This is a genomic window from Candidatus Pelagibacter sp. HIMB1695 (assembly GCF_052047655.1).
Lineage (GTDB): Bacteria > Pseudomonadota > Alphaproteobacteria > Pelagibacterales > Pelagibacteraceae > Pelagibacter.
In genome coordinates, this window is sequence record NZ_JBNAJT010000001.1 from 593,926 (window position 1) to 616,747 (window position 22,822).

General features: G+C 33.3%; 24 protein-coding genes and 1 pseudogene. 15 read left to right on the forward strand and 10 right to left on the reverse strand.

Translation table 11 applies throughout. The annotated features are described in order from the left end of the window. Positions 1–23 precede the first annotated feature (23 nt). Genes ACTTAX_RS03315 through ACTTAX_RS03325 form a run of 3 tightly spaced genes read left to right on the forward strand, consistent with a single transcriptional unit; the run spans position 24 to position 2,934 of the window. On the forward strand, positions 24–1,034 hold the full coding sequence (locus ACTTAX_RS03315) for a Gfo/Idh/MocA family protein (protein ID WP_440692828.1): 1,011 nt from the start codon (positions 24–26) through the stop codon (positions 1,032–1,034). Next, positions 1,031–2,110 (forward strand): Gfo/Idh/MocA family protein, encoded by a 1,080-nt coding sequence (locus ACTTAX_RS03320; protein ID WP_440692830.1) that lies wholly within the window; start codon positions 1,031–1,033, stop codon positions 2,108–2,110. The genes ACTTAX_RS03315 and ACTTAX_RS03320 overlap by 4 nt, the downstream gene beginning before the upstream one ends. A gap of 26 nt (positions 2,111–2,136) precedes the next feature. Then, positions 2,137–2,934, forward strand: coding sequence for a phytanoyl-CoA dioxygenase family protein (locus ACTTAX_RS03325; RefSeq protein WP_440692832.1), 798 nt, complete (start codon positions 2,137–2,139; stop codon positions 2,932–2,934). Here ACTTAX_RS03325 and ACTTAX_RS03330 read toward each other — a convergent pair. After that, on the reverse strand, positions 2,927–3,397 hold the full coding sequence (locus tag ACTTAX_RS03330) for a GFA family protein (protein ID WP_440692834.1): 471 nt from the start codon (positions 3,395–3,397) through the stop codon (positions 2,927–2,929). The genes ACTTAX_RS03325 and ACTTAX_RS03330 overlap by 8 nt on opposite strands. A gap of 195 nt (positions 3,398–3,592) precedes the next feature. Here ACTTAX_RS03330 and ACTTAX_RS03335 point away from each other — a divergent pair, with 195 nt between their 5' ends. The 11 genes from ACTTAX_RS03335 to ACTTAX_RS03385 all read left to right on the forward strand — a co-directional run bounded on the left by ACTTAX_RS03335 (position 3,593) and on the right by ACTTAX_RS03385 (position 11,629). Beyond that, a complete protein-coding gene (locus tag ACTTAX_RS03335) occupies positions 3,593–5,299 on the forward strand; it encodes a hypothetical protein (protein ID WP_440692836.1) in 1,707 nt (568 codons plus the stop codon). Positions 5,300–5,412: 113 nt separating this feature from the next. Then, a complete protein-coding gene (locus tag ACTTAX_RS03340; RefSeq protein WP_440692838.1) occupies positions 5,413–5,796 on the forward strand; it encodes a hypothetical protein in 384 nt (127 codons plus the stop codon). Between the two features lie 67 nt (positions 5,797–5,863). Continuing rightward, positions 5,864–6,151: a hypothetical protein gene (locus tag ACTTAX_RS03345; protein ID WP_440692840.1), complete on the forward strand. Its 288-nt coding sequence runs from the start codon at positions 5,864–5,866 to the stop codon at positions 6,149–6,151. Next, positions 6,151–6,402: a hypothetical protein gene (locus tag ACTTAX_RS03350; RefSeq protein WP_440692842.1), complete on the forward strand. Its 252-nt coding sequence runs from the start codon at positions 6,151–6,153 to the stop codon at positions 6,400–6,402. The genes ACTTAX_RS03345 and ACTTAX_RS03350 overlap by 1 nt, the downstream gene beginning before the upstream one ends. Next, the gene (locus ACTTAX_RS03355; protein ID WP_440692843.1) at positions 6,395–6,670 is read left to right on the forward strand and encodes a hypothetical protein; all 276 of its coding nucleotides are present in this window, start codon (positions 6,395–6,397) and stop codon (positions 6,668–6,670) included. The genes ACTTAX_RS03350 and ACTTAX_RS03355 overlap by 8 nt, the downstream gene beginning before the upstream one ends. Next, a complete protein-coding gene (locus ACTTAX_RS03360) occupies positions 6,663–7,094 on the forward strand; it encodes a hypothetical protein (RefSeq protein WP_440692845.1) in 432 nt (143 codons plus the stop codon). The genes ACTTAX_RS03355 and ACTTAX_RS03360 overlap by 8 nt, the downstream gene beginning before the upstream one ends. Next, complete coding sequence (locus ACTTAX_RS03365) at positions 7,094–7,264, forward strand: hypothetical protein (protein ID WP_440692847.1); 171 nt, start codon at positions 7,094–7,096, stop codon at positions 7,262–7,264. Before ACTTAX_RS03360 ends, ACTTAX_RS03365 begins: the two co-directional genes overlap by 1 nt. Continuing rightward, entirely contained in the window at positions 7,261–7,797 is a 537-nt protein-coding gene (locus ACTTAX_RS03370; RefSeq protein WP_440692849.1) for a hypothetical protein, read from the forward strand. Before ACTTAX_RS03365 ends, ACTTAX_RS03370 begins: the two co-directional genes overlap by 4 nt. 29 nt (positions 7,798–7,826) lie before the next feature. Continuing rightward, positions 7,827–8,111 (forward strand): hypothetical protein, encoded by a 285-nt coding sequence (locus ACTTAX_RS03375; protein WP_440692851.1) that lies wholly within the window; start codon positions 7,827–7,829, stop codon positions 8,109–8,111. A gap of 174 nt (positions 8,112–8,285) precedes the next feature. Beyond that, entirely contained in the window at positions 8,286–10,835 is a 2,550-nt protein-coding gene (locus tag ACTTAX_RS03380) for a primase-helicase family protein (protein ID WP_440692853.1), read from the forward strand. Between the two features lie 221 nt (positions 10,836–11,056). Beyond that, a complete protein-coding gene (locus tag ACTTAX_RS03385) occupies positions 11,057–11,629 on the forward strand; it encodes a hypothetical protein (protein ID WP_440692855.1) in 573 nt (190 codons plus the stop codon). A gap of 246 nt (positions 11,630–11,875) precedes the next feature. On the opposite strand, the gene ACTTAX_RS03390 is transcribed toward ACTTAX_RS03385, so the two are convergent. Continuing rightward, positions 11,876–12,283 carry a succinylglutamate desuccinylase/aspartoacylase family protein gene (locus ACTTAX_RS03390; protein WP_440692857.1) on the reverse strand — a complete coding sequence of 136 codons (408 nt, stop codon included), beginning with the start codon at positions 12,281–12,283 and terminating at the stop codon, positions 11,876–11,878. Positions 12,284–12,296: 13 nt separating this feature from the next. On the opposite strand from ACTTAX_RS03390, the pseudogene ACTTAX_RS03395 reads away from it, so the two are divergent. Beyond that, positions 12,297–12,413: pseudogene (locus ACTTAX_RS03395) on the forward strand (LacI family DNA-binding transcriptional regulator); the annotation flags it as partial. A gap of 85 nt (positions 12,414–12,498) precedes the next feature. Here the strand turns inward: ACTTAX_RS03395 and ACTTAX_RS03400 are convergent. The 8 genes from ACTTAX_RS03400 to ACTTAX_RS03435 all read right to left on the reverse strand — a co-directional run bounded on the left by ACTTAX_RS03400 (position 12,499) and on the right by ACTTAX_RS03435 (position 22,821). After that, positions 12,499–13,203: an SGNH/GDSL hydrolase family protein gene (locus tag ACTTAX_RS03400; protein WP_440692859.1), complete on the reverse strand. Its 705-nt coding sequence runs from the start codon at positions 13,201–13,203 to the stop codon at positions 12,499–12,501. A gap of 149 nt (positions 13,204–13,352) precedes the next feature. Continuing rightward, on the reverse strand, positions 13,353–14,699 hold the full coding sequence (locus tag ACTTAX_RS03405) for an aminomethyl transferase family protein (protein WP_440692861.1): 1,347 nt from the start codon (positions 14,697–14,699) through the stop codon (positions 13,353–13,355). 5 nt (positions 14,700–14,704) lie between these two features. Further along, positions 14,705–15,808 carry an aminomethyltransferase family protein gene (locus tag ACTTAX_RS03410; protein ID WP_440692863.1) on the reverse strand — a complete coding sequence of 368 codons (1,104 nt, stop codon included), beginning with the start codon at positions 15,806–15,808 and terminating at the stop codon, positions 14,705–14,707. Between the two features lie 416 nt (positions 15,809–16,224). Beyond that, positions 16,225–17,073: a crotonase/enoyl-CoA hydratase family protein gene (locus ACTTAX_RS03415; RefSeq protein ID WP_440692865.1), complete on the reverse strand. Its 849-nt coding sequence runs from the start codon at positions 17,071–17,073 to the stop codon at positions 16,225–16,227. Continuing rightward, positions 17,073–18,686 (reverse strand): AMP-binding protein, encoded by a 1,614-nt coding sequence (locus ACTTAX_RS03420; protein WP_440692866.1) that lies wholly within the window; start codon positions 18,684–18,686, stop codon positions 17,073–17,075. The genes ACTTAX_RS03415 and ACTTAX_RS03420 overlap by 1 nt, the downstream gene beginning before the upstream one ends. A 248-nt stretch (positions 18,687–18,934) precedes the next feature. Then, positions 18,935–20,380, reverse strand: coding sequence for an aldehyde dehydrogenase family protein (locus ACTTAX_RS03425; protein ID WP_440692867.1), 1,446 nt, complete (start codon positions 20,378–20,380; stop codon positions 18,935–18,937). A gap of 39 nt (positions 20,381–20,419) precedes the next feature. Further along, positions 20,420–21,211, reverse strand: a complete 792-nt coding sequence (locus ACTTAX_RS03430) for a crotonase/enoyl-CoA hydratase family protein (RefSeq protein ID WP_440692869.1) — start codon at positions 21,209–21,211, stop codon at positions 20,420–20,422. Further along, a complete protein-coding gene (locus tag ACTTAX_RS03435; RefSeq protein ID WP_440692871.1) occupies positions 21,208–22,821 on the reverse strand; it encodes a class I adenylate-forming enzyme family protein in 1,614 nt (537 codons plus the stop codon). The genes ACTTAX_RS03430 and ACTTAX_RS03435 overlap by 4 nt, the downstream gene beginning before the upstream one ends. Between the last annotated feature and the right edge of the window lies 1 nt (position 22,822).

Sequence of the window (22,822 nt, forward strand, 5' to 3'; positions counted from 1 at the left end):
TTATTTTAAAATTAAATCTTCAAATGAAAAATAATTTAAAATTGGGAGTTATAGGTATCGATCATGGTCATATCTTTGACATGTTAGATGAAATGTTGAAAGAAGGATGTAATTGTGAATTCTTTTGGACAGAGGGTGATCCATTAACCTTAAAGGAATTTAATTCAAAATATCCAAACATTAAAAGAAAAGAAAATAAGGAAGAAATATTAAATGATCCATCAATTGATATGATTTTAATATCTTCAGTTCCAAAAGATAGGGCTCATAATTCAATAGAAGCTTTAAGAGCTGGAAAAGATGTAATGGTCGATAAACCTGGTTGCACTACTTTAGATCAATTAAATGAACTTAAACAAACAGTAAAAGAAACTGGAAAAATATGGTCAGTTAATTTTTCAGAAAGATTTCATGTTGCAGCTGTTGCTAAGGCTGAAGAATTAGTTAACGAAGGAAAAATTGGTAAAGTAAAGCAAACAATTGGAACTGGTCCACACAGACAAGGGAACTATGAAAGACCTGATTGGTTTTATGAAAGAGAAAGTTATGGTGGAATAATTACTGATATAGGCTCACATCAAATTCATCAATTTTTAGTATTTACAAATTCAAATGAAGCGAAAATTAATCATGCACTTGTAGAAAACACTACCAAAAAGGAAAAACCTGGTTTTCAAGATTTTGGAGAGGTTAATCTAACTGGTAATGGTGGACATGGTTACGTTAGATTAGATTGGTTTACTCCAGATGCACTTCCAACATGGGGAGATGGAAGATTATTAATTCTTGGAGATAAAGGCTATATAGAGATAAGAAAATATACAGATTTAGTAAAATCAGAAAAAGGTAATCATTTATATTTAGCTAATAATGAAGAGGTAAAATATATCGATTGTTCTAATGTTAAGCTTCCCTACTTTAGAAATTTAATTAATGATGTAATCAACAGAACTGAAACTGCTTGTGCTCAGGAATTAACTTATCTCTCAATGGAACTTGCAATAAAAGCACAATTAAAAGCTGAAACAAAATGAAGAAATTTCAAGTAGCAATTATTGGAACCAACATAGGTGCTAAGCACTATGAAGATTTTCAAAAAGTTAAAGAAAGATTTAATGTTCACACTTTATGTGGGCTTACAAGAGAAGCAATTGATAATATTTTATCAAATGACACCGAAACAAAAGTATCTCTCAACTTTGATGATGTACTAAAAGTAAAAGAGATAGATATCATTGATATATGTCTTCCACCCCACTTACATTTTTCAGCTTGTAAAAAAGCTATGGAAGCTGGAAAACATGTAATTTGTGAAAAGCCATTAGTATCAAGTCTTAAAGAAGTCGATGAATTAGAAAAGATCAGTAAAGAAACAGGTAAAATTATTTTTCCAGTTTTCCAATATCGATATGGTCTAGGATTTTCAAAGTTAAAAGCATTAATGAAATCTGGTTTAGCAGGAAAACCATTGGTTGCTTCTTTAGAAACGCATTGGAATAGAGGGAAAGATTATTATTCAAAACCTTGGAGAGGAACTTGGGAAGGTGAACAAGGTGGAGCTATATTAAGTCATTCGATACATATTCATGACTTAGTAAGCATGATCTTGGGTCCGGTTTCAAATGTATTTGCTAAATTATCAACTAGAGTAAATGATATTGAAGTAGAAGATTGTGCAGCTTTATCAATTGAAATGGAAAATGGGACATTGGTTACAAGCTCAATTACACTTGGAGCTGCAAATGATACCAGCAGACTTCGATTTTGTTTTAAAGGATTAACAGCAGAATCTGGTGCATCACCGGATAAACCATACAGTCCAGCAGATGATGAGTGGCATTTCTTACCAAGATCACCAGTTACTCAAGCCCAAATTGATGAAGTGTTGGCAAAAGTAAATGAGCCACAATCTTGGTATGCAGGTATGTTTGACGAAATTGCAAATAAATTAGATGGATCTGCTAGTGATGAGGTAACGTTATTAGATGCTAAAAAATCTTTAGAATTTGTTACTGCTGTCTACGATTCTTCCAGACAAAATAAAAACATTAAACTTCCAATAGATAAAGATAATCCACTTTATCATTCATGGTTACCGAATAATTCATGATAAACTTTGAGCTCTCTGAGAATTTAATGGAAGAGTTTAATAATAATGGTTTTCTGATTTTAGATAACTTTTTAGATTTAAATTATATTGAAGATCTTAGAAATAAATTTGAGCCTTTATTTAAAGGTAATTTTGAAACAGGAATTGAGCCAGATGAGTGGAACTGGAGATTTGGTAAAGATCCTGAAGATGTTACTCGTCAAATCTGTAATGCTTGGAAGGCAGATCATTTAATAAAAAAAGTAGTTTGTCATAAAATAATTGGTGAAGTTTGCTCTAGTTTAATGAACTGGAAAGGTGCAAGATTAGTTCAGGATAATATTTTATGGAAACCACCAGGAGGAAAAACATTAGGCTTTCATCAAGACGCTGCTTATGATGATTGGCTTATTCCACAAACCATGATGACTTGTTGGATGTCATTAGATGATTCATCAAAAGAAACTGGGACTTTAGAGTATATAAAAGGCTCTCATAAATGGGGTCTTCAACCTCCTAAAGGAGAATTTCACTCCCCTGAAGATTATAAAAAAGAATTAAATATTTTTGCTGAAAAAAATAATAAACAAATAGAAGTTGCTTATGTAGAAGTGCCAGCTGGTGGAGTTTCGTTTCATCATGGATTTACTTGGCATGGTTCAGGAATAAATACTTCAAGCAACCACCGACGAGCAATTGTTTCTCATTGTGTTCCAAGTAATGCTAAGTTTCATCCAACAAATCAAGGTGGAACTGCTAAAACTTACAAAAAATACAAAAAAGAAAATAGCGATTTATTAGATGAGAAATATTTTCCTCTGTTGTGGGAAAGTAATTCTATTTAGATCCATCAAACCTATCTTCATCCTGTTTAGTTGGATTGTAAGTAGGTGATGTTTCAAATTGTTCTTCACATTTAATATCAATATAAGGCGCTTTTGATCTTGTAAAAATCTCACCTGATACTCCAAACCAAAAACTTGGTGGATCAAATGTTGCAGCAGCAATTGCTGTTAAACCTTTTAAAGCGGGTGCTGATATTGTCCAATAAACACTGGTTCCACATTTTTTACAAAAATTTGTTTCAAAAGTATTTCCACTCTCAGTTACAAATTTATATTGATTATAATTTTGTGAATGGTGTTTTACATTTTCCTCTTTAAACCAAGCACCAACACCAAAAGGACTTCCTGATCTTAGTTGGCAATATCTACAGTGACAAACTCTAGCTCTTTCTGGATTGCCAGTTGTTTCATATCTGTTTTCTCCACAAGCACAGCCACCTTTGTGAATTTCTTTATCTGACATAATTAAAGACTATAATATTTTAAAATAATATGAACAAAGAAAACGCAAGTAAACTCTGGAAAATTATTCAGGAAGCTGGCGATTATTTGGGTTATAGGAGATTTACCCTACTCAACACTACATCACACTAGTAGACACTAGACACTATCACTTTCGCTAGAGTAATAGAAATAAATAACTAAACCTGGAGAAAGAATGAATAAAAAACTCGATCACTCACTCGACACAGTTGAGATAAAACAAACTCGATCAAATAGATCTACAATTAACTTTAAAGACAGTGCAATTGATAAAATTACAAAACTAAATACAGATTTTGAAAATAGAAAATTTAAAACATATAAATTTAATGTTCCAAAAGGTTCATCATTAAAAGGACTCCAATTAAGGTTTTATAAAAATACTGAAATTAAAAACTTCGTATTGAGCATCTGGTTCAATAGTAGAAATTCTTATTACATCATAGGAAAATACCCAAACATCAAATGCAAAGATGTTGAGAAACTATGTATGGATTTAGCTCAAACTCATCAAGATGAGAGAGGGTTTTGGATAAAAGATCCAAATAAAACTAAGGCTGATAAAAAAAGATTAGTTGAAAAACCTGACACAACAATACCAAAAGGCTACACAATCAATGAAGTTATTGAAGCTTATTGTGGAGCTGAATTACCTGGAGAGATCACAGAAAGAGGCTTTAGTAGAGATCGTAAAGAAGGATATCGAAGAGCTAAGAGCTGCAGGGTTTGGTTTAGGTATATGTGTGGATATAATAATCGTACAACACTGGTTCGATTTATTGATGATGACAATGGTTATGGTTACGGAGAATTTCTTCCAAACAAGCATTTTAGAGTAGCTAAACCCACATCATGGAGAGATTTATTCAGAAAATACCCACCTGGTAAAGGCATGGAGAAAGATAGGGTTTATTACAACAGAAGAAAAAAAAGAACCTACACAATTAAAAAATCTCAAAACTACTCTATCTATGACAGTGACATTGGCAAAAGTTTAATTAGCGAATTAACTGCTGGCGATATAGAGCAATGGCTACGGGATAAGTCTTCTTGGGAAGTTAAAACAGAATATATCAAATGCTTTATAACTCTTTGGATGTTTGCAAGAAAACGTGGTTGGTTGGGGACCAATCCTGGTGAGTGTCCGTTTGATAATGGTCAAGTGTTCATAAAAAAAGAAACACGAAAAGAAGATCCTTATAAGCACATAGCAATGGAGAGTGACGAGGAACTTCAATTGTTTTGGGAATGTTCAGATGAGCTAGCTAAGCAGTTTCCATTTAAAGCAGAGCTACATCAATTCATGGTTTTAACTGCCCTAAGAAAAACAGAAGCTCTAAAAATGAAAAAAGAATATATCGATTTTGATAGAGGATCTTTATTAATCCCAAAAGGTATTAGTAAAACAGGAAAGAGAGATGAAGAGCTTCCCATTACACCAGAGCTTGAAGTCTTGTTAAGAAATATTTTAGATTATGAAAATCATCCACAATTCAGAGATTTCTACAAAATGAAAGATTTTCCATGGTTATTTGCTACTAGAAAATGGTCAGCAGATAAATATTTCAATAAAGATTTTAGAATGTCCCAGGATGCAAGATTAGGTGGAGATGAAAAATATATTCCAGAACTTAGAAATCTTATGAGACAAAAGTCTGGAGATCCAAATCTTATGTATGCACCTAAGATTTTAAGAAAATCATATGCAACACTATCACAGCAAAAACATGGTGGCAGATCAGAAATAACTATGCAGATGACACGACATGCATCAGTAGATACTTTGAATAAGCATTACAACAAACCAAAACTTGAAACGAAGAGAATGCATGCCAACAAAGTTGCTGAGGTATTTCATTTTGTTAAAAGGAGATCTGCTTAAAATAATTCATGGTCCATATATTTTAACTGTGAATATAAAAAGTAAGCTCTATATTTAATTACTATGGATCACAACATTGGTTTTATTTATTATGAGTGTTATACTTCAAGTATATGGGCACATCAAAAAGAGGACAACCTCCAACAACATTATTCGTTAGAAGATCTATCTGTTTTAAAATTGTCCAATACGTAAGACGCTATAACTTAACACCGAGACAAGCTTGGTTAAAATTATCTGAAGTAGACATAGAAAAAAATAAATTTAAAAAACATGGCTTCCAAGAATTAATGCAAGAGCATTATAAAAATAAAAAAGAACACCAAAATACATTTGTTGAAATATTTAAAAACAGAAATAACAGAATTAATTTTTATAAAAATCACATCAAAAAAAAATGGCTTGACGAATACTTAACATTTAAAGAGAAGCAAGTTGAGGAAGATTTAGAGCGTTCTAAGTGGATCTTGAAAATTTTACGTAAATCAGCTCAGTAATTCCTAGATAAATTTTTAATAAGTACCCCTTCGACATTCCTGGAATTTCATAGGAAAAGCATCTTGTATGTTGAATTACCATTTTAATTCTAAACTATTAACAACAAAAGTGCTTTTAAAAGAGCTGTCTATTTCTATTTCCACTCTGGACTTTTGGAAAACTCAGTGGAGAAAAAAAGGGAACGACTGTTGGGACATGGGTCTAAGATTAATTGGTAAAAAAGCATATTGGGATCCAATAATGTTTCTGGATTGGATCGTAGAAAATAAATTAAAAAATTTACCGAAGGACAAACGAGACAAGAATTTAATTTTGTTCGTATCCAGAAACTCTTCGGAGAAAGAGAAAAAATAATGTCTAAAATATTAGAATTTTCATTCGTTCCTAAATTTCAAATGGGAGAAACTTTAGATGAACTTGAAGCTACTTGTAAATTCTATGGTCTTCGTTTCAAAAAATTACAAAGCATTAAGGGGTTAGAACAAGTATCAACTGATCCTAGTAATCTTTGTTGGCAAATCGAAACAAATGATCCTGATGAAATTAAAACACTAAAAGAAATAGGTTTTAGAGATACTGAACATGAGGAGGTTATTAATGGATAACGATAAAATAAAACTTGTATCAACTGGTGAAGAATTAAGTCCAACAGATTTTGGAAAGAACCTTCATCAAATTTACTGGATTTTAAATTCAGTAATTGATGGAAATAAAGCTCAACTGTTTGGAAGTAAAAAATACATTGGTTGGTGCAATATGACTGACCAAGTAGCAAAATCTAAAGTGGTTTTACATACCCTTGAAGATATGTGGAGTGAATACCACAGAGGCAAAAAGCCAAAATATAACAATAAGGAGAAAAGCAATGTCTAAACTAACTAACAATCAAATCGAAAAAAAAATGAGCGCGGGTGGTGAAAACACTCGCCCTCTAGATATGCAACAATTTATAAAACTAGCATCTAAGTTAGATGATTATACTCCAGAAGGCATTGATATTAGGAGAATAATAGAACTATCAGAAGCTTTTGATGAAGCAGTTAAAAATGGTTTCGAAGGTACAAGAGAAGATTTTATAAAATCATTACCAGAAGAAGAGTTACGAAAATTTTACAATTCTGGAGGAAAAGTTATTTCATTTATTTCTGAGAAGGAAAAAAGAAAGCCAGAAAAATCTATTCGTAAATTAGATCTAGCATCACAATTCACACCAGACACAACACTAGCTGAGTTAGATGACAATCAGAGGGCAACTTTAAATACGCTGCTGAAACTTACACTAGGGAAGAAGGACTAATGTCGGAAAAAGAAAAATTACTAAGATTAATAGAATCTATTGATCCTAAAGCAGTGGAGCATGTTGAATTTACTGCAGATGAATATGTCAAATTTAAAAAAGAAATTAATTTACTAGGTGGAAAAGTAAAACTTCATATTGTTCCACCAACACAGGAGAAAAACCAATGAGCATTAAAGGTTATCAAACGGTATGGGAAATAATGAAACAAACTGCAGACAAAGAAGAATTAAAAGAATTATTAACTATTGAAAACAGATACAAAGAAAAACCAACTGCACTAAACCCACTTGGTCAAAAATTAATGAAAAAGAAAATAAATCCATTGGACAAGATTCCTGAACAAATAATTAAAAATCATGAGTTATATGACAACCCAAACCCTGAAGATTTAAAAACTGTAAAACAAGAACTACAGAAAATTCAACCGAAGAAAGATCCAACAGGTATTGATAGGGTTCCTATAAACCAAAAGAAAGTTGCTACATTTGTTAAAAATAAAAAAGCAACTGAACCAACTGCAACACAGATCATTCAGGATTTAAAAATCAATATGCCAACTTTAGTTGAGCCATTGACTAGAACTGCTGAAGAAGTTGCAGCAGAAAAAAGATTTAATGACATGATGCAAAAAGCAGAGGAAGAAAGATTACGAATTAAAAATAGCGGTCTTGCATACTTAATGGGTGGAGCAGAAAAATGATGAAGTGGCAGCTCCAGGGCAAAATCATAATGCTTGAATCTAGAATACAGCAGTTGATTGAAGCTAATCTTCGCCTCACAAAACAACTTGAAAATTTTTGGGACGAGATAGGTTCAAAGAATGACTACATGCGAGAGCAAAAATGGGAAATAGCTGAGATTAAAATTGATAGAGATAAATGGAAATCCAAATGGAGCAGATGCGTTGCGAAGAAATGGGAAAAGATTGATGAAGAATTAGAAAAAAAGAAGAAAAGAGAAGAAGGCAGAGCATTTATGGAAAAACAACTAACTGATGAAAGGACTGATAACTAATTATGGATAACAGTATTAAATCCAAATGGCACAATATATCAATAAAAACGAGGAGTTTTGAACAGCTCCAGGAAATACAAAAACAAATTCCTATTCGAGTAAGCATTCCGCAAACAATCGAGTGGTTAATTAAAGTCGGGCAAAATCAAATTAATAACAAAAGTGAATTACCTAATGAAAACACCAGAAGAATACCTAAGCAATAAAAAACTAATAATCCCTTGTGATGGAAAAATTCCGATAGCTGCAGAGTGGCAGAAAAAGAATTTTAAATTAGAAGATTTTAAACCTGAACATAATATAGGTTTAAAACTGTCAGAAGATATTGATGTTGATATAGACTCACAAAAAGCATTACCTTTTATCAGTAAGTATATTCAACCCTGTTCAGCAGTTTATGGAAGAGGTAATAAACCTATAAGCCATTTACTTTTTAAAGGTAAAGCAAAATTTAAAAAATTTTTTCTACATAAAGATTTAGAGAAATTTTATAAACATCTACCTCACGGAGCTACAATAATAGAATGCAGACATGGTTCAGATAAACAGACGATAGTACCTGGATCAAAAATAGAGGGCGATTTAGTAGAGTGGAATATTTATGAAGGTATATCTCCTTATCCTGGAGACATATTCAAAGATATTTCTAAAGTTGCTTTTGCAACTGCATTATCAATTTTATATCCTTCAACAGGAAACAGAGACGACTATTGTTTTGCTATCGCTAGTATTCTTGCCAAACATACAACATGGAAAGACTACGAAATAGATGAATTCATAGATTATCTTGCAGCTAATTCAGGAGACGAGGAATCACGTAAAGGTAAGGGTGTTCATGCTCATAAACAATTACTTAATGGTGGAAGATTAACAGGTTTCAACACACTTAGAGAATTACTTGGATTAGAAGATGCACAGTCTCTTTATAAAATATTCGAGTGGGTTGGTGTAAATCCTCCTAATAGAAATCTTGAAGAGTTAAAAAAGAAATATGTATACATCCAAGATAGTGCTTCAATGTTTAATACCGATAATGGACATGAACAGAAGAAGGACGATTTTAATAACGACAACCTGTATCATTTTCCAGGTGGCAAAAATAAAAAGCTAGCATTCCAAAGTCTAATGACAGACTTTGAATTTTTTCATGAGAACAAAGTAATTGGTAGAGCTGTTTTACCTGGTTATGATTATCCTATAGCAGAAATTGGTAGAGAACATTTTTATCTAAAACCTGGAAAATATTTAAATTTATATCCTGGTCCACCAACAGAACCCGAGAAGGGAGACGTTTCAGACTGGGCAAATACCTTTAAGCAAATTCTAGGAGAAGAGAATTACGAACATATAGAGCAATATCTTGCAGCGTTAATTCAAAAAATATTTAAGTATAAATTAGATATTCCCGCAGAATTAAAAAACAAAATTGGTCCTATGAAAATTCAATGGGGTTACTTGTTAGTTGGTCCTGAAGGTACAGGAAAAAAAGCTATAGCAGAAACACTGCAGAGAATTATAGGAAGAGAATTTGTAGATGCTAACGCCAGGTATGATGAATTAATAGGAAATCATAGCGAAGTTATTTACAACAAATTATTCATCTTCATAAATGAGGTAGTCACTACAGGGGATGTAGAGAAGAAAACTGAAATTAGTAATAAATTGAAGCCGTTTTGGACAGATGAAGACAGTAAAATCAATCCAAAACATATCAGGCCATTTAGATATTGGAATAATGCTAACGGAATGTGTTTTAGTAATGAGCAGAATTGTTTACATCTTGGAAAAAGCTCAAGGAGATATGGCGTTATAAATTTATATGACAGATTATCAGTCAGTAAATTATTGAAATTTGAAAAGGAAGGTGTTTTTAAAAAGATATATAACTTTATTCAATCCGATAAGATCAAACATTTATTCCATCACTTCCTAAACGAAGTAAAAGTAAAAGATTGGGAATTATATAACGGTGGAAGAGCTCCACAAACAGCAGCATTAAAACAAATGCAAGATGAAGGACAACATCCTATCATCCAGAAATTAGATAGAGCGCTAGATCAGAAAACAGCTCCTTTTGATAATACATTTCCAGGATTTGTTAATCTTGATGACTTGTTGGAATACATACGGGAAAAATGGAAAACACAAGTAAATGAAAAATACGTAAAAGATTGGTTACGTGAAAGAGGTTTTTTATGGAAAAACGGAAAACAAACTAGACAAATTTTAAACAAAGACGGTAGCAGACCTAGAGTACACTTACTAGAAGATAGTGACTATTTGAGAAGTTTGTCTGAAACAGAACTAGGCAGCGCTCCAAACGATATGAATGTTTACCAGTATGAACAATTTAAATTAAAAAATGCGCTGGATAAAAATACATACGGAAAATCATCCCCTAACGAAACAGTTATAGAAAATATTAAATTAATATTTGGATCTAAATGGACAAACGATATGGAGCTTAGATTCTATGAAGACCTACTAACTACAGTAATTAAAAAAAATCTAGCTATTCAATCAATACTACAAAAACATAAAGTCGGAGAAAAAGACGCTGGGCAGGAAGATATGTATGACTTTGAAAAATACTTAGCTGCAATGAATGAAATTAGAAATGCAGGCCAAGAAGAGAAAAAGAAATTGCTGAAAAAATACTGCAATAGTTTCACTAAGATTGATGAACTTCTAGAAGCATTTAATCAAAATCAAAATGATGAATAATATTATATCACTCACTCACTCAATACTAATTAACAAAAGATTCTATTTACCTAAAACAAATTCAATTAAGGCAACAGTCTAAAAGTAGTATCTCTGAATTAAGAATTTTTGCCTGAGTGATTGAGTGAGAGTCAATTAATGTTATAATATTCTTAGCGTGCAAAAAAGATAACCACCCAATATTTTTAGTAGTTACCTTTGTTACGTTGAATATATTTATTATGCAGAGAAAAAACATAAACCCATTTGATCTTAGCCGTTCAGAATACGCGGAATTATTAGGTATTTCTCCAAATGCTGTAAGAATGCGTATGCGCCACGGTAAGTTAGAAGGAGAATATGAATTCAGAAATGGAAAATATTTTTTCCGTGCGCCTCTGCCTCTGCGTGGTTCCTTAGATAAACCAGGTGGTCAAAAGACCACTTTAAAGAAGATCTATCGAAGAGGAAATCACTTCAAAGCTAATTATCCAAATGAAGCATTTAGAAAGCATAATGAAGCAAAAATGCTAGCAAAACTTAAATATAATGTCGACCAGGATGTCCAGGACCTGATGCCTGAAGCTATAGAAATTGCAAAAAGTAAAAAACGAGAACGTCTGCAAGAGGTTCAAAGGTCCATAATGAAACCTCAAAAAAAAACTTCTCCATATGTTACTACTTTTAATGAGAGCAATGGTGGTTACGGATCAACTTATTATCACTCTGCTCATGCTCACTTACATTCTCCAATTACATTTAGGAACACACCGAGGCAAAAACCGAAACCTAAAAAAGGACCATACGAGATTTAATTCCTGATGCCGGATGCCTGAAACTTGCTGCTTGCTGCTAGCTTCTCGCTGCACGCTGAAATGACCAACTTGTTATAATTTTTTAAAATGTTATTTTTAAATTACATTAGTAATTCACGTTCGCCCTCAGCATTATGCCCATAGTGTTGGGGGCAAAAATAAATTGTCTAATTTTTTGATCTTGTAAAACTACTTTACTAATAATTAATATTATTTAGCTAAGTTTGATTAAAAAACTAATTGCACTCAACTTTCTGGCACAGCAACGACTAGGCAACAGTTTCCCTGTTTAACACGTCCTAGTGACCGTCGACCATAAATAATTCCACTTGTAGAAAATCGAAGAACCACCGGTGGCCGTTCAGGATTGAGGAGTTGGTGAATTTGTCCAGCTGGATCGCCCTCTTTCACTTCATCTCCAAGTTTATGAAAACTTTCAAACACACCGTCTTCTTCCGCATAAACAAAACCCTTTGCACCAGGTACTTTCAAAACTTTTTCTGAAAACGTTTGCGTTTCAATTGGTGCATCAAGAATCCCAAGATGCGAAAGTACATTTCTGATACCGCGACGACAAATTGACAAAGCTTGATTGTTGACCGTGCCAGCCGTCTGAAAAACATAATATTGTTCTGAAATTTTTGATATCCGCATGTACCAAACTTTCGAAGATGCTTTAGAGAAATATTACTACTATCCTAATTTTTATACCATCAACCAAAACCGGCAGCTTACGAAAAATATTAGTATTGTTGTTCCGTGTGTCTCTGATCCCTTCTTTGCAAGCAAGTACCTTCCTTACGAGAGATCAATGCTACTTATCGAAAAAACTCTTAAGAGATCTGTATCAACAATAAATACCAATTAGTTTAAAGTTTGATTTGATATTTAATTAGTTCTGCAATTTTTTTTGCAAAGATTTTATGTGTTTTTTTCGACCAATGTATAGGGTCAAGTTTAGATGATTGTATAATTTGATTAGAATCAAATAGAAAGACATTATTTTGTTCACAAACTTTTTTTAAAGAGTCATATAATATAATCGATTTTACCAAACCATTTTCCCATTCATTGAATTTGATCCAGTTAGTGTCATTAGCTTTTATATTTAGAGAAGGTGGGCAGATAATAAATAAATCAGATTTATTTTGATCGTGCCAGCCTCCAGGTCCTGAATTTGTATTTTTTACTGTATTAATCAATTCTTTTATTCCTTCAGCTATAGCTTCGGGCGTTCTTTGAAATCTGATTTTTAAATCATTGGTGCCCAGCATTATAATCACTAAATCAATTGGCGAGTGTGCAAGTAAAGATGACATTAATACTTTGGCTCCATTTAGATGAGAGCCATCTTGAGCATCATCAATATTAGTAGTTCTTCCTGGAAGACAATCTTCAATTATTTCAACATCTAGATCCATTTCACTGAGAAAAGTTTTTAAGGAGATAGGCCATCTTTCCTCAAAACGATGACCATCATCTTCGTCAGTGTATCCCCAGCTATTAGAGTCACCGAAAACAAAAATTCTTTTTTTTTTACTAGTTGGTGTCATGTTAATAATTTTTTTTATCACAGATACACATTCCACAACTTCCACATTTTTCTATACGTTTCTTTTGATCAAATTCTTTTGCAATACCATCAGGGCTACTAATATTATACCAGGCCATTTATATTTTTTTATCAATATTTTTACAGTTTAAAGTAAAACCAATGTCAAAGTTAACCAATATTATCAATTACCTCCCTGGTGTTTGGATTTTTTGATTTGGTAAAAGGTATTGGAACTACTATAGCTTCTTCAGTTGTTGAGGAAGATTGATATTTTTCAGGTAATTCAATTAAGTATTTTTTACCTAACTTTCCAATTGGAAAATTATTTTTTGATAGATCACCTTCATACGGAACATACCCCATTGCTATATTTGTTTTTTTATCAGGGTGATACCAAGGCGATGTAACAAATCCTACTGGTTCTTGACTTTCAATATTTAATATCGGCCAAAAGTCAGTTGCAAAGTCTAGAACAGGTTTTCCTGAAAATTCTAAACCAACTAATTGGAGTTTGAAGGGTTTTTTGCCATCTTTCAAATCATTTTTCATTTCTTCTAAGACTTTTCTTCCAATATAATCTCCTTTTTTATCCCATTGGCCCTTTCCAGATAATGAAACTTGATAACCTAAATTACATTGAAAAGGGTTATGTTCATTATCCATATCTTGGCCCCAAGATAAAATTCCAGCCTGAATTCTTCTGCAATGAGATGGTGCTGTTACCATCAAATTATGATTCTTACCTTTCGAAATAATTTCATCCCATACTTCATCTGCGTATAAAGTTGAGTTTAAAAGATAAATTTCATAACCTTCTTCTCCGGAAAATCCAGTTTGAGATATTATACAATCTCTTCCTGCTACTTTTGCTTTTGCTAAACCATAAAAAGGCATATTGGAAACATCTATTTGACTACCAACCAAATCATGCATTAAGTTTTTTGATTTTGGTCCTTGTACTTGTAGGGGGCAAACATCAATTTCCTTAATTTCAACATCAAATTTATTGTCATGATTAATACCTTGTAAATAAATTCCAATATCACTATCGGAAAGGCTAAACCAAAATTCATCTTCGGATATTCTTAGAAGAATAGGATCATTTAAAACACCTCCATATTGGTTACACAAAATCACATATCTTGCACGCATAGGTGAAATTTTAGTTGCATCTCTTGTAATTACATAATCTACAAATTTTTCTGCATCAGGACCCTTAACTCTAATTTGTCTTTCGACAGCAACATTCCATAATGTTACATCATTCATTAAAGCTTCGTATTCAACCATAGGACCACCATCTTCTGGTTTAGAATAGCCAAATGGATGGAACACTCTGTTATAAACAGTTGCTCTCCAAGCTCCATGGTTAATTGATTTATGCCAAAAAGGAGATTTACGAACCTTATTCCAAATTAACATTTGAACTGGGGTATCACCTGATTGTCTTAAATTGTAAGGAACCTTTCTGTCAGATTGATCTACAGAAGTAATATGATTATGTTTGTTTGTCATATGATTTACGAGTGTGTTCTAGTTTTTTTAGGATCGTAAAACGGTAAACTAGAGACAATTGCATTTAGCTTCTTATCAGAAGTATTTATTACAACTGCTGTTTCTGGTTTAGAACAATCAACATCGACATGACCCAATGCCAAAGATTTACCCATTCTCTTTGAGTAACAAGGACTGTTAACAACACCAACTTTTTTATCATTAACCAAAATTTCTTCACCACCAGCTAATCCTTCGTTATGATCTATATCTAAACCTACATTTGTAAAATTTAGTTTATCTTTAAGGTTCATTGCTGCATCATAACCACGATAACCAGATTTGCCTTTAGACATTGTCCAATGCAAATTGACTTCCCAAGGTGAATGCTCATTAGTCATGTCGTATCCATAAAATAATAACCCGGCTTCAATTCTGGCTTTATCTAGAGCTGTAAATGACGCGGGCATCACTCCTAAATTTTTACCTGCTTCTAAAATATTATCCCAAACAGCAACTGCATCAGTGCTAGAGACAAATAACTCAAAACCTTTTTCACCTGAATAGCCTGTTCTAGATAAGATACATTTTTTTCCAAACAATTCAGTTTCGTAGTGATTAAAATATTTTAAAGAATCTAAATCTACAGGAGTATGATTTTTTAATATCTCTAAAGCATTAGGGCCTTGAAGAGAAATATCATGTAAGTCATCATCAAATTTTACTTCTACCTCTTTCCCTTTTGCACTTTCCTGAATAAGTTCCATACTTTCTCCTGAACCATGCACAAAAATAAATTCGTTTTCATTTTTATAAACGATGGCATCATCAGCTATGAAACCTTTATCATTCAAGACTATTCCATAACTAGATTGTCCAGGTTGAAGTTTTTTAATCTCTCTTGAAAAAACGTGGTTTAAAACTTCTTCCGTATCTTTGCCACTAACTCTTATTTTTTTTAATCCAGACATATCAATAATGCCAGCACCTTCTCTTATTGCATCATGTTCTTTGTCTGGGTCTGTATTGTAGGACCAAGCAGTACCCATGCCATTCCAGTCTTCTAGACCTGATCCCAAATTTTTATGTTTTTCAGCTAATGCTGATGTTCTTGAATTTGGTTTTGTCATTTATTCTCCTTAGTTAATTTTTTCTTAATTTTTAAAAACTTTGAATTTAAAGAGAATTATTTAGCTATGAAACTTTATTATAGTTTTGAGGGAAAGTTGTACTAAACATAAAACAATGTTTAGAAGTATTTTTTTTAAAATAAAAAATCATTTTATTAATTTTAAATTTAATAAAAAAACATTAATATTTTTTTAATATTCAGTAAAGCAATAATTTACTATACCAAACCAATGTCATTGGAGCACTATTGGAGCAAAATGATATTGATCGTCTAAAATGGTAGCGGGAAGTGGGCAGAGCACCCTAGGAAATTGGTAATTAACATTTATTATAATTAATACTTTTTATAATTTTCAGAATGTAAAAATTAATGTTTTATTAATCTGAACTTAAAATTTAGATAATACCTTTAGTTTTAATCAATCGAACTATTTTTAGTCCAATCAAAAGTACCATTGTCTCTTTCATCAACAGCTTGCTTCCAACCTTTTTCTTCAACTCTTTTCTTAAAGTTATGTCCCTCTGGGGTATGCCTAGAAATACCATCAAGAAGTGTTGCAAGCTTTTGTGTTCCTGAAAGTCCTGAAGCCTCAACTGCTTGATTGATTACCATTTTTTGCATTGCTAATTGATTTATTGGAACAGATGTCAGTCGATTTGCCATTGCTTCAATTTCGTCATTAAGTTTGTCTTCAGGTACAGATTTTAACACCAGACCCATTTCAGCCGCTTCATTTCCAGTAATTTGGTCTCCAGTAAAAAGTATTCTTTTTGCGCGTTCAGCTCCAACCCTATAAACCCACATTGCAGTAGAAGGACATCCCCATACACGCGTTGCCATGTACCCAATACGGGCATTCTCAGCCATAAAAATCATGTCCGAACAAAGAGCTATGTCTGAGCCACCTCCAACTGCAAAACCATGTATTTTGCATAGGACTGGTTTGGAACAATGCCAGATCGACATAAATTTTTGGGTGTTTCCCCACATAAAATTATAGTCTGAAAGAGGATCCCAATTTTTTCCCTGATATACATTGTTGAATTCTTTATTTTCAGCATAAGATGATAAATCATAACCCCCACAGAATGCTTTGCCGTTCCCAGATAATATTATTACGTGAATATTTGCATCATTTTCTGCTTTTATAATTGCTTCTTGTAATAAATTAGGAATATCGTCATCTATAGCATTAAGTTTTTCTGGGCGATTTAGTGTAATTCTAGCTATACGACCATCTTTTTTATATAAAATTTTTTGCATTATGCTATCTCCTTATAATAACCTTTTTCGAAACTTTCTATTAGTTTGAATTTTTGAATTTTTCCAGATCCTGTCAGTGGAAAGTTTTCAACTTCAATCCAAACAGAAGGTGTTTTTTGCGGAGACATTTCTTGCCGTGAAAATTTCTTTAATTCACCTGATGTTAATGATTTGTTACGAAATTTTACAAAAGCTGCGATAATCTCACCATATTTTTTATCTGGCATGCCAACAATCGCTATATCTAAAATTTGAGAGTGTTGGCGTAATACATTTTCAATTTCTATAGGAAAATGGTTCTCTCCTCCACGAATTATCATTTCTTTTACTCGTCCAGAAATTTCAATATAACCTCTTTCATCCATCTTCCCTAAATCACCAGTATGCAACCATCCATCTTGATCTATAGTTTGATGTGTGGCTTCCGCGTTGTTATAATATTGTAACATTTTTGAAGGGCCACGTGCACATATCTCTCCAACACTGCCAATAGGCAATATAATTTTTTCTTCAACAGATTGAACTGAAACTTCAGTTTGACTAATCGGTTGACCAATTGTCTTACAAATATCGTCTATTGTGTCTGTCAAATGATGTTGAGTAATGACAGGACAATACTCTGTCTGCCCATAAAGAGTAGAAAATTTGCATCCAAAAGCCTTCTGAACACGGAAAACCATATCTGGATCTACGTTAGAGCCACCACAACTTACTACTTTGAGATTGTCAGTATTTCGCGGATGTGTCTCTTGAACTTCTAATAATGAAAGTATCATAGTAGGAACGCCAAGAATTATATCAGCTTTAAAATTTGCTAAGGTATTAAGTATTGTGTTTGCATCAAATACAGAAATTAACACCATTCTACAACTAGAATTTAGACAACCTAATGTAACCATGCCGCAACCACTAGTATGAAACAATGGCATGATATTAACCCATGTAGAATCTTTTGTGACACCACACCGTTTAGAATAAAAATAAGCATTATTAATGAGACCAAGATGAGAAAGCATTGCGCCTTTAGGAAACCCGGTGGTTCCTGAAGTATATTGGATTTGTGCAGCATCATCTGGTTGTACATGTGGTAAAGTTACATTCTTTTTTGAGTTATAAAACAATGCACCATAATCTAGTATATTAATGATTTCTCGAATAGCTGTGTTGTTTAAAACAGATTTTTTACCAATATCTATCATTGGATTTCCACGAAACTCAGGTACGAGAAATAATGCAACAGCATGCGAATTTTCAATAATATAACGAAGTTCTTTTTCCTGAAGTGCTGGATTAGCTGTTACAAGAACAATACCAGACAACGCAGCAGCATACTCTATAAGTATCCATTCGGGGTTATTTGGGGACCAAATTACGACATGTTCCCCTTTTTTAAATCGAGTTGATAATGCAAATGCTAATTTCAAACTTTCTTTGTATAAATTTTTGTAATTCCATCGACGTCCTATGTTGCCATCTTGCTTCACTTCTACCAAAGCTTCAATATCACCATGTTTTGAAGCTGTATCTTTAAGAACTTCTCCGATAGTAATATTTTTGGTAGCTCTATCTTGAAGAGCAGGGAAATAAGATTTTTGAAGTTTATTTTTTTCCATTTAACGTTACTGAGTTTTCATAAAGTGTTTTTGCTATTATTATTTTACGAATAATTGAATTATCTTTAAACAAAAAAAGATCTTAATCAATTCTACCAACCCATCATTGAACCCTGCTCTCTCACTCTAAATCAATTACTCCTGTAAATGCTCTCTTTCCTTTCTACCTATATTGAATCAAATTAAAGAATCTTAGTCAAGAACCAATGTCATTGACGCGTATATGGAGTGGAAATTAAATAAATTATTTATGCTGAAAGTTGGTTCCAATCACTAACTGCTTTAACTTCTAAAAATTCTTCAAGACCCCAAGTTCCACCTTCTCGACCATTTCCTGATTGCTTCATCCCACCAAATGGTGAACCTGCGCCTAGAAATTTACTATTCATCTCAACCATTCCAGAACGTAGTTGTTTTGCAACTCGACGAGCTTTTTCATTGTCAGAAGTTTGAACATAATTTGTTAATCCATAAGGAGTGTCATTTGCAAGTTTTACAGCCTCCTCTTCATTGCTAAAAGGAGTAATACAAAGAACTGGTCCAAAAATTTCTTCTTTCCAAATAGTCATGTTGGGAGTTACATCAGAAAAAATTGTTGGGCGAACAAAATAACCTTTATCCAATCCATCAGGTCGTCCTTCACCTCCCGAAATTAGTTTTGCACCTTCTTCTAATCCAGTTTTAATCAAAGATTGAATTTTTTTAAACTGATTTTCAGATACTACTGGTCCAATATGTCGTCCTTCTTTATCAGATGGTCCTACCTCTGTTTGTTCTGCTACTTTACGAACTGTCTCAATAGTTTTTTGATAAATTGAATTTTCTACAAGCATTCTAGTAGGTGCATTACAAGATTGACCTGAGTTATTAAAACAATGTCTTACACCACGAGCTACTGCTTTTTCATCTGCATCTGCAAAAATAATATTTGCTCCTTTACCACCTAATTCAAGGCTCACTCGTTTAATTGTGTCAGCTGCACTTTTATTTATTGCAATACCTGCACGAGTAGATCCAGTAAAACTAACCATATCAACATCTGTATGTTTGGTAAGATAAGTTCCAACTCCTGCTCCATCACCATTTACAAGATTAAAAACACCAGGTGCAAAACCTGCATCATTAATCATTTCGGCTAACAACATAGAGCTTAAAGGGGAAATTTCAGAAGGTTTAAGAATTATTGTGCACCCAGTTGCTAATGCAGGAGCCACTTTTAACATAACCTGGTTCATAGGCCAGTTCCAAGGTGTGATTAATGCACAGACACCAACGGGTTCATAAAAAATCATATCTCCTGGTGAATGATCACCAAGAGGTTTTTCAAAGGAAAATTTTTTAGCTGATCGTATAGTATTTTTTAAATGTCCAGCTCCAGCACCTACTTGAGCTGATTTTGCTAGATCAATTGGAGCACCCATCTCGTCACTTATAAATTTTGCCATTTCATCAGAACGTGATTTGTATATTTCCAATAATTTTTCTAACAGAGAAATTCTTTCATTAAGGTTTGTTTCTGACCATGATTTAAATGCCGCTCTAGCTGCTGAGACTGCAACATCTACATCTTTAGAACTACCTAGTGTAATAGTGGCTATCTTGTTTTCAGTAGAAGGATTTATAACATCCATTGTATTTCCACCGTTTGAATTTACCCACTTTCCATTTATGTAATGCTGTAATAGATTTTTCATTATGTCTCCAAATTTGCAGTTAATTTAATTATCAAATCATTATTCATCTTCAAATTTTCCACCTCTTCCTTTACCATTTACAAATTCTAAAGCACCCTTAATACCTTTTACGATTTCTTCTTTGCTTTCAGACCATTCTTGTTTCATAGCGTCACGAATTGAAAGCCCATGCTGAGATCTCACTGACTTAAGATCTTTGAGCATCGAACTTTGAGGAAATTTTGCTAAAGTATGAGCCAAAGTTTCAGCTTTACTTCGTGCTTCACCTTCTGGAACAACATATTCGCAAAGCCCAATCTTTAAAGCTTCATCTGCCTCAACTCTTCGACCAGTAAGAATTAAATCCATAGCACGTCCCTCTCCAATTAAACGAGGTAATCGAACTGTGCCACCATCAATAAGAGGTATACCCCATCGACGATTATACACCCCCATATAAGATGTTTCTTCCATAACTCTAATATCACACCAAATTGCAACTTCCATACCACCCGCAACTGCAGCACCTGAAACTGCTGCTATAACAGGTTTCGATAATTCAAGACGACTTATTCCCATGACTGCCATAGGCGGTTCTCCAGCATCTGGGAAATTATAAGGCTCAAGTGCATCTGATCCAGAAAGAGTAGAAGCGTACTTTAGATCCCAACCTGAACAGAAAGCTCCACCTTCGCCCCATAGCACTGCAACGTGAGCAGTTTTATCTTTATTGAATTCATTGAAAGCATTGTAAATAGCTTTTGCGCTTTCAGGATCAATTGCATTTCGCGCCTCAGGTCGAGAATGAATAATTGTCCACACTGGACCTTTTTTTTCTATACGAACACTCATGTTAAAACCTTACCATAGTTACCATCAAGATATTGATCTTTGATTGTAAATTTTTGAACTTTACCTGAACCTGTTAATGGAAAATTTGGCACTTGTACCCATATTGAAGGGGTTTTTTGTGGCGACAAGTGAGTACGACAATGACTTTTTAAGCTATCTACTTTTGGCGTAGTATCAGACAATATAAATGCAGCTATTATCTCACCCCATTTTTCATCTGGCAAACCTATCACTGCTACTTGATTAACATCTGCATGTGTTACAAGAACTGCTTCTATTTCAGCAGGAAAATGATTTTCACCTCCACGAATTATCATATCTTTAACTCTTCCAGTAACACGTACAAAACCTTGTTCATCCATTTTACCAAGATCACCAGTATGTAACCAACCTTCTTTATCTATTGCATCATTTGTTGCTTTAGGATTATCATTATATCCAATCATCACAGCATAAGACTTTGCACATATTTCACCGACTTCATTAATTGGAAGCACTTTATTATCGTTTGTTGAACGAATTGAAACTTCGGTATGAGGAAGTGGTTGACCTGCTGTTTCAACTATTTGCTCAACAGTTGCTTCAATTGGATTAAGACAAATCATAGGACTATGCTCTGTTTGTCCAAAAGCACTGAGTAAATGACAGCCTAACTTTTCTTTTACTCTACGAACAAGGTCAGGTGGTACAGGTGCACCACCTGTTGATATGGCTTCAAGTGAAGACATATTTCGAGGGATACTTTCAAGAGATTCTAGTAGATTGAACAACATTGTGGGAACAGCAAAACAGGTTGTAACGCCTTGTTGTTCAATTAACTTTGCAAAGTTATCAGCGTTGTATCTTTTAATTAATAACATTTTACAAGCAGCCTGAAGACAACCTAATGCACCTGTTGCACATCCTGCTGTATGAAATAGTGGCATAAAATTTGCCCATACTGAATGAGGTCCTACATTTTTTCGAGCGCAAAAGAGTCTAGCATTATTTAAAAGATTTTTATGACTTAACACTGCTCCTTTTGGAAAACCTGTGGTTCCTGAAGTATATTGAATTTGAGCAGCATCCTCTGGTTTTACTTCTGGTAATTTTGTATTTTGATTTTTGTTTGCATAAAGACTTTCTTGATTTTCTAAATTAACTATTTCACGAATTAGAGTGTTACCTTTCACTGCTTCTTTTGCAATATCACCCATTGGGTTGCCTCTAAATTCATTAATTAAGAACAAACCAACTGCACCAGATTGTTCTATTACATATTTTAATTCTGCAGCTTGAAATGAAGGGTTTGCAGTAACAAGAACTAAACCAGATAATGCACAAGCATACTCCATAAAGATCCACTCAGGAATATTTGGAGCCCATACAACAACCTTCTCTCCTACTTTAAACCTCGTAGTTAGAGCTTTTGCAAGGAGATCAGATTGTTTAAATAAATCTGAATAATTCCATGACTTTCCACATTCACCATCATCCATCACATCTACCATAGCAACTGCGTTAGGGTGGGTATCTGAAATCTCTTTTAATAAATCTCCAATAGTTATATCTCTAATCTCTGCATCATTCTGAGCTTTAAAATGAGAATTAGTAAGTTTAACTTTATACATA

Bases quoted from the DNA above. Each gene is read 5' to 3' on its own strand.
- ACTTAX_RS03315 (WP_440692828.1), top strand. From the start codon at position 24: ATGAAAAATAATTTAAAATTGGGAGTTATAGGTATCGATCATGGTCAT.
- ACTTAX_RS03320 (WP_440692830.1), top strand. From the start codon at position 1,031: ATGAAGAAATTTCAAGTAGCAATTATTGGAACCAACATAGGTGCTAAG.
- ACTTAX_RS03325 (WP_440692832.1), top strand. From the start codon at position 2,137: ATGGAAGAGTTTAATAATAATGGTTTTCTGATTTTAGATAACTTTTTA.
- ACTTAX_RS03330 (WP_440692834.1), bottom strand. From the start codon at position 3,397: ATGTCAGATAAAGAAATTCACAAAGGTGGCTGTGCTTGTGGAGAAAAC.
- ACTTAX_RS03335 (WP_440692836.1), top strand. From the start codon at position 3,593: ATGAATAAAAAACTCGATCACTCACTCGACACAGTTGAGATAAAACAA.
- ACTTAX_RS03340 (WP_440692838.1), top strand. From the start codon at position 5,413: ATGGGCACATCAAAAAGAGGACAACCTCCAACAACATTATTCGTTAGA.
- ACTTAX_RS03345 (WP_440692840.1), top strand. From the start codon at position 5,864: ATGTTGAATTACCATTTTAATTCTAAACTATTAACAACAAAAGTGCTT.
- ACTTAX_RS03350 (WP_440692842.1), top strand. From the start codon at position 6,151: ATGTCTAAAATATTAGAATTTTCATTCGTTCCTAAATTTCAAATGGGA.
- ACTTAX_RS03355 (WP_440692843.1), top strand. From the start codon at position 6,395: ATGGATAACGATAAAATAAAACTTGTATCAACTGGTGAAGAATTAAGT.
- ACTTAX_RS03360 (WP_440692845.1), top strand. From the start codon at position 6,663: ATGTCTAAACTAACTAACAATCAAATCGAAAAAAAAATGAGCGCGGGT.
- ACTTAX_RS03365 (WP_440692847.1), top strand. From the start codon at position 7,094: ATGTCGGAAAAAGAAAAATTACTAAGATTAATAGAATCTATTGATCCT.
- ACTTAX_RS03370 (WP_440692849.1), top strand. From the start codon at position 7,261: ATGAGCATTAAAGGTTATCAAACGGTATGGGAAATAATGAAACAAACT.
- ACTTAX_RS03375 (WP_440692851.1), top strand. From the start codon at position 7,827: ATGCTTGAATCTAGAATACAGCAGTTGATTGAAGCTAATCTTCGCCTC.
- ACTTAX_RS03380 (WP_440692853.1), top strand. From the start codon at position 8,286: ATGAAAACACCAGAAGAATACCTAAGCAATAAAAAACTAATAATCCCT.
- ACTTAX_RS03385 (WP_440692855.1), top strand. From the start codon at position 11,057: ATGCAGAGAAAAAACATAAACCCATTTGATCTTAGCCGTTCAGAATAC.
- ACTTAX_RS03390 (WP_440692857.1), bottom strand. From the start codon at position 12,283: ATGCGGATATCAAAAATTTCAGAACAATATTATGTTTTTCAGACGGCT.
- ACTTAX_RS03405 (WP_440692861.1), bottom strand. From the start codon at position 14,699: ATGACAAACAAACATAATCATATTACTTCTGTAGATCAATCTGACAGA.
- ACTTAX_RS03410 (WP_440692863.1), bottom strand. From the start codon at position 15,808: ATGACAAAACCAAATTCAAGAACATCAGCATTAGCTGAAAAACATAAA.
- ACTTAX_RS03415 (WP_440692865.1), bottom strand. From the start codon at position 17,073: ATGCAAAAAATTTTATATAAAAAAGATGGTCGTATAGCTAGAATTACA.
- ACTTAX_RS03420 (WP_440692866.1), bottom strand. From the start codon at position 18,686: ATGGAAAAAAATAAACTTCAAAAATCTTATTTCCCTGCTCTTCAAGAT.
- ACTTAX_RS03425 (WP_440692867.1), bottom strand. From the start codon at position 20,380: ATGAAAAATCTATTACAGCATTACATAAATGGAAAGTGGGTAAATTCA.
- ACTTAX_RS03430 (WP_440692869.1), bottom strand. From the start codon at position 21,211: ATGAGTGTTCGTATAGAAAAAAAAGGTCCAGTGTGGACAATTATTCAT.
- ACTTAX_RS03435 (WP_440692871.1), bottom strand. From the start codon at position 22,821: ATGTATAAAGTTAAACTTACTAATTCTCATTTTAAAGCTCAGAATGAT.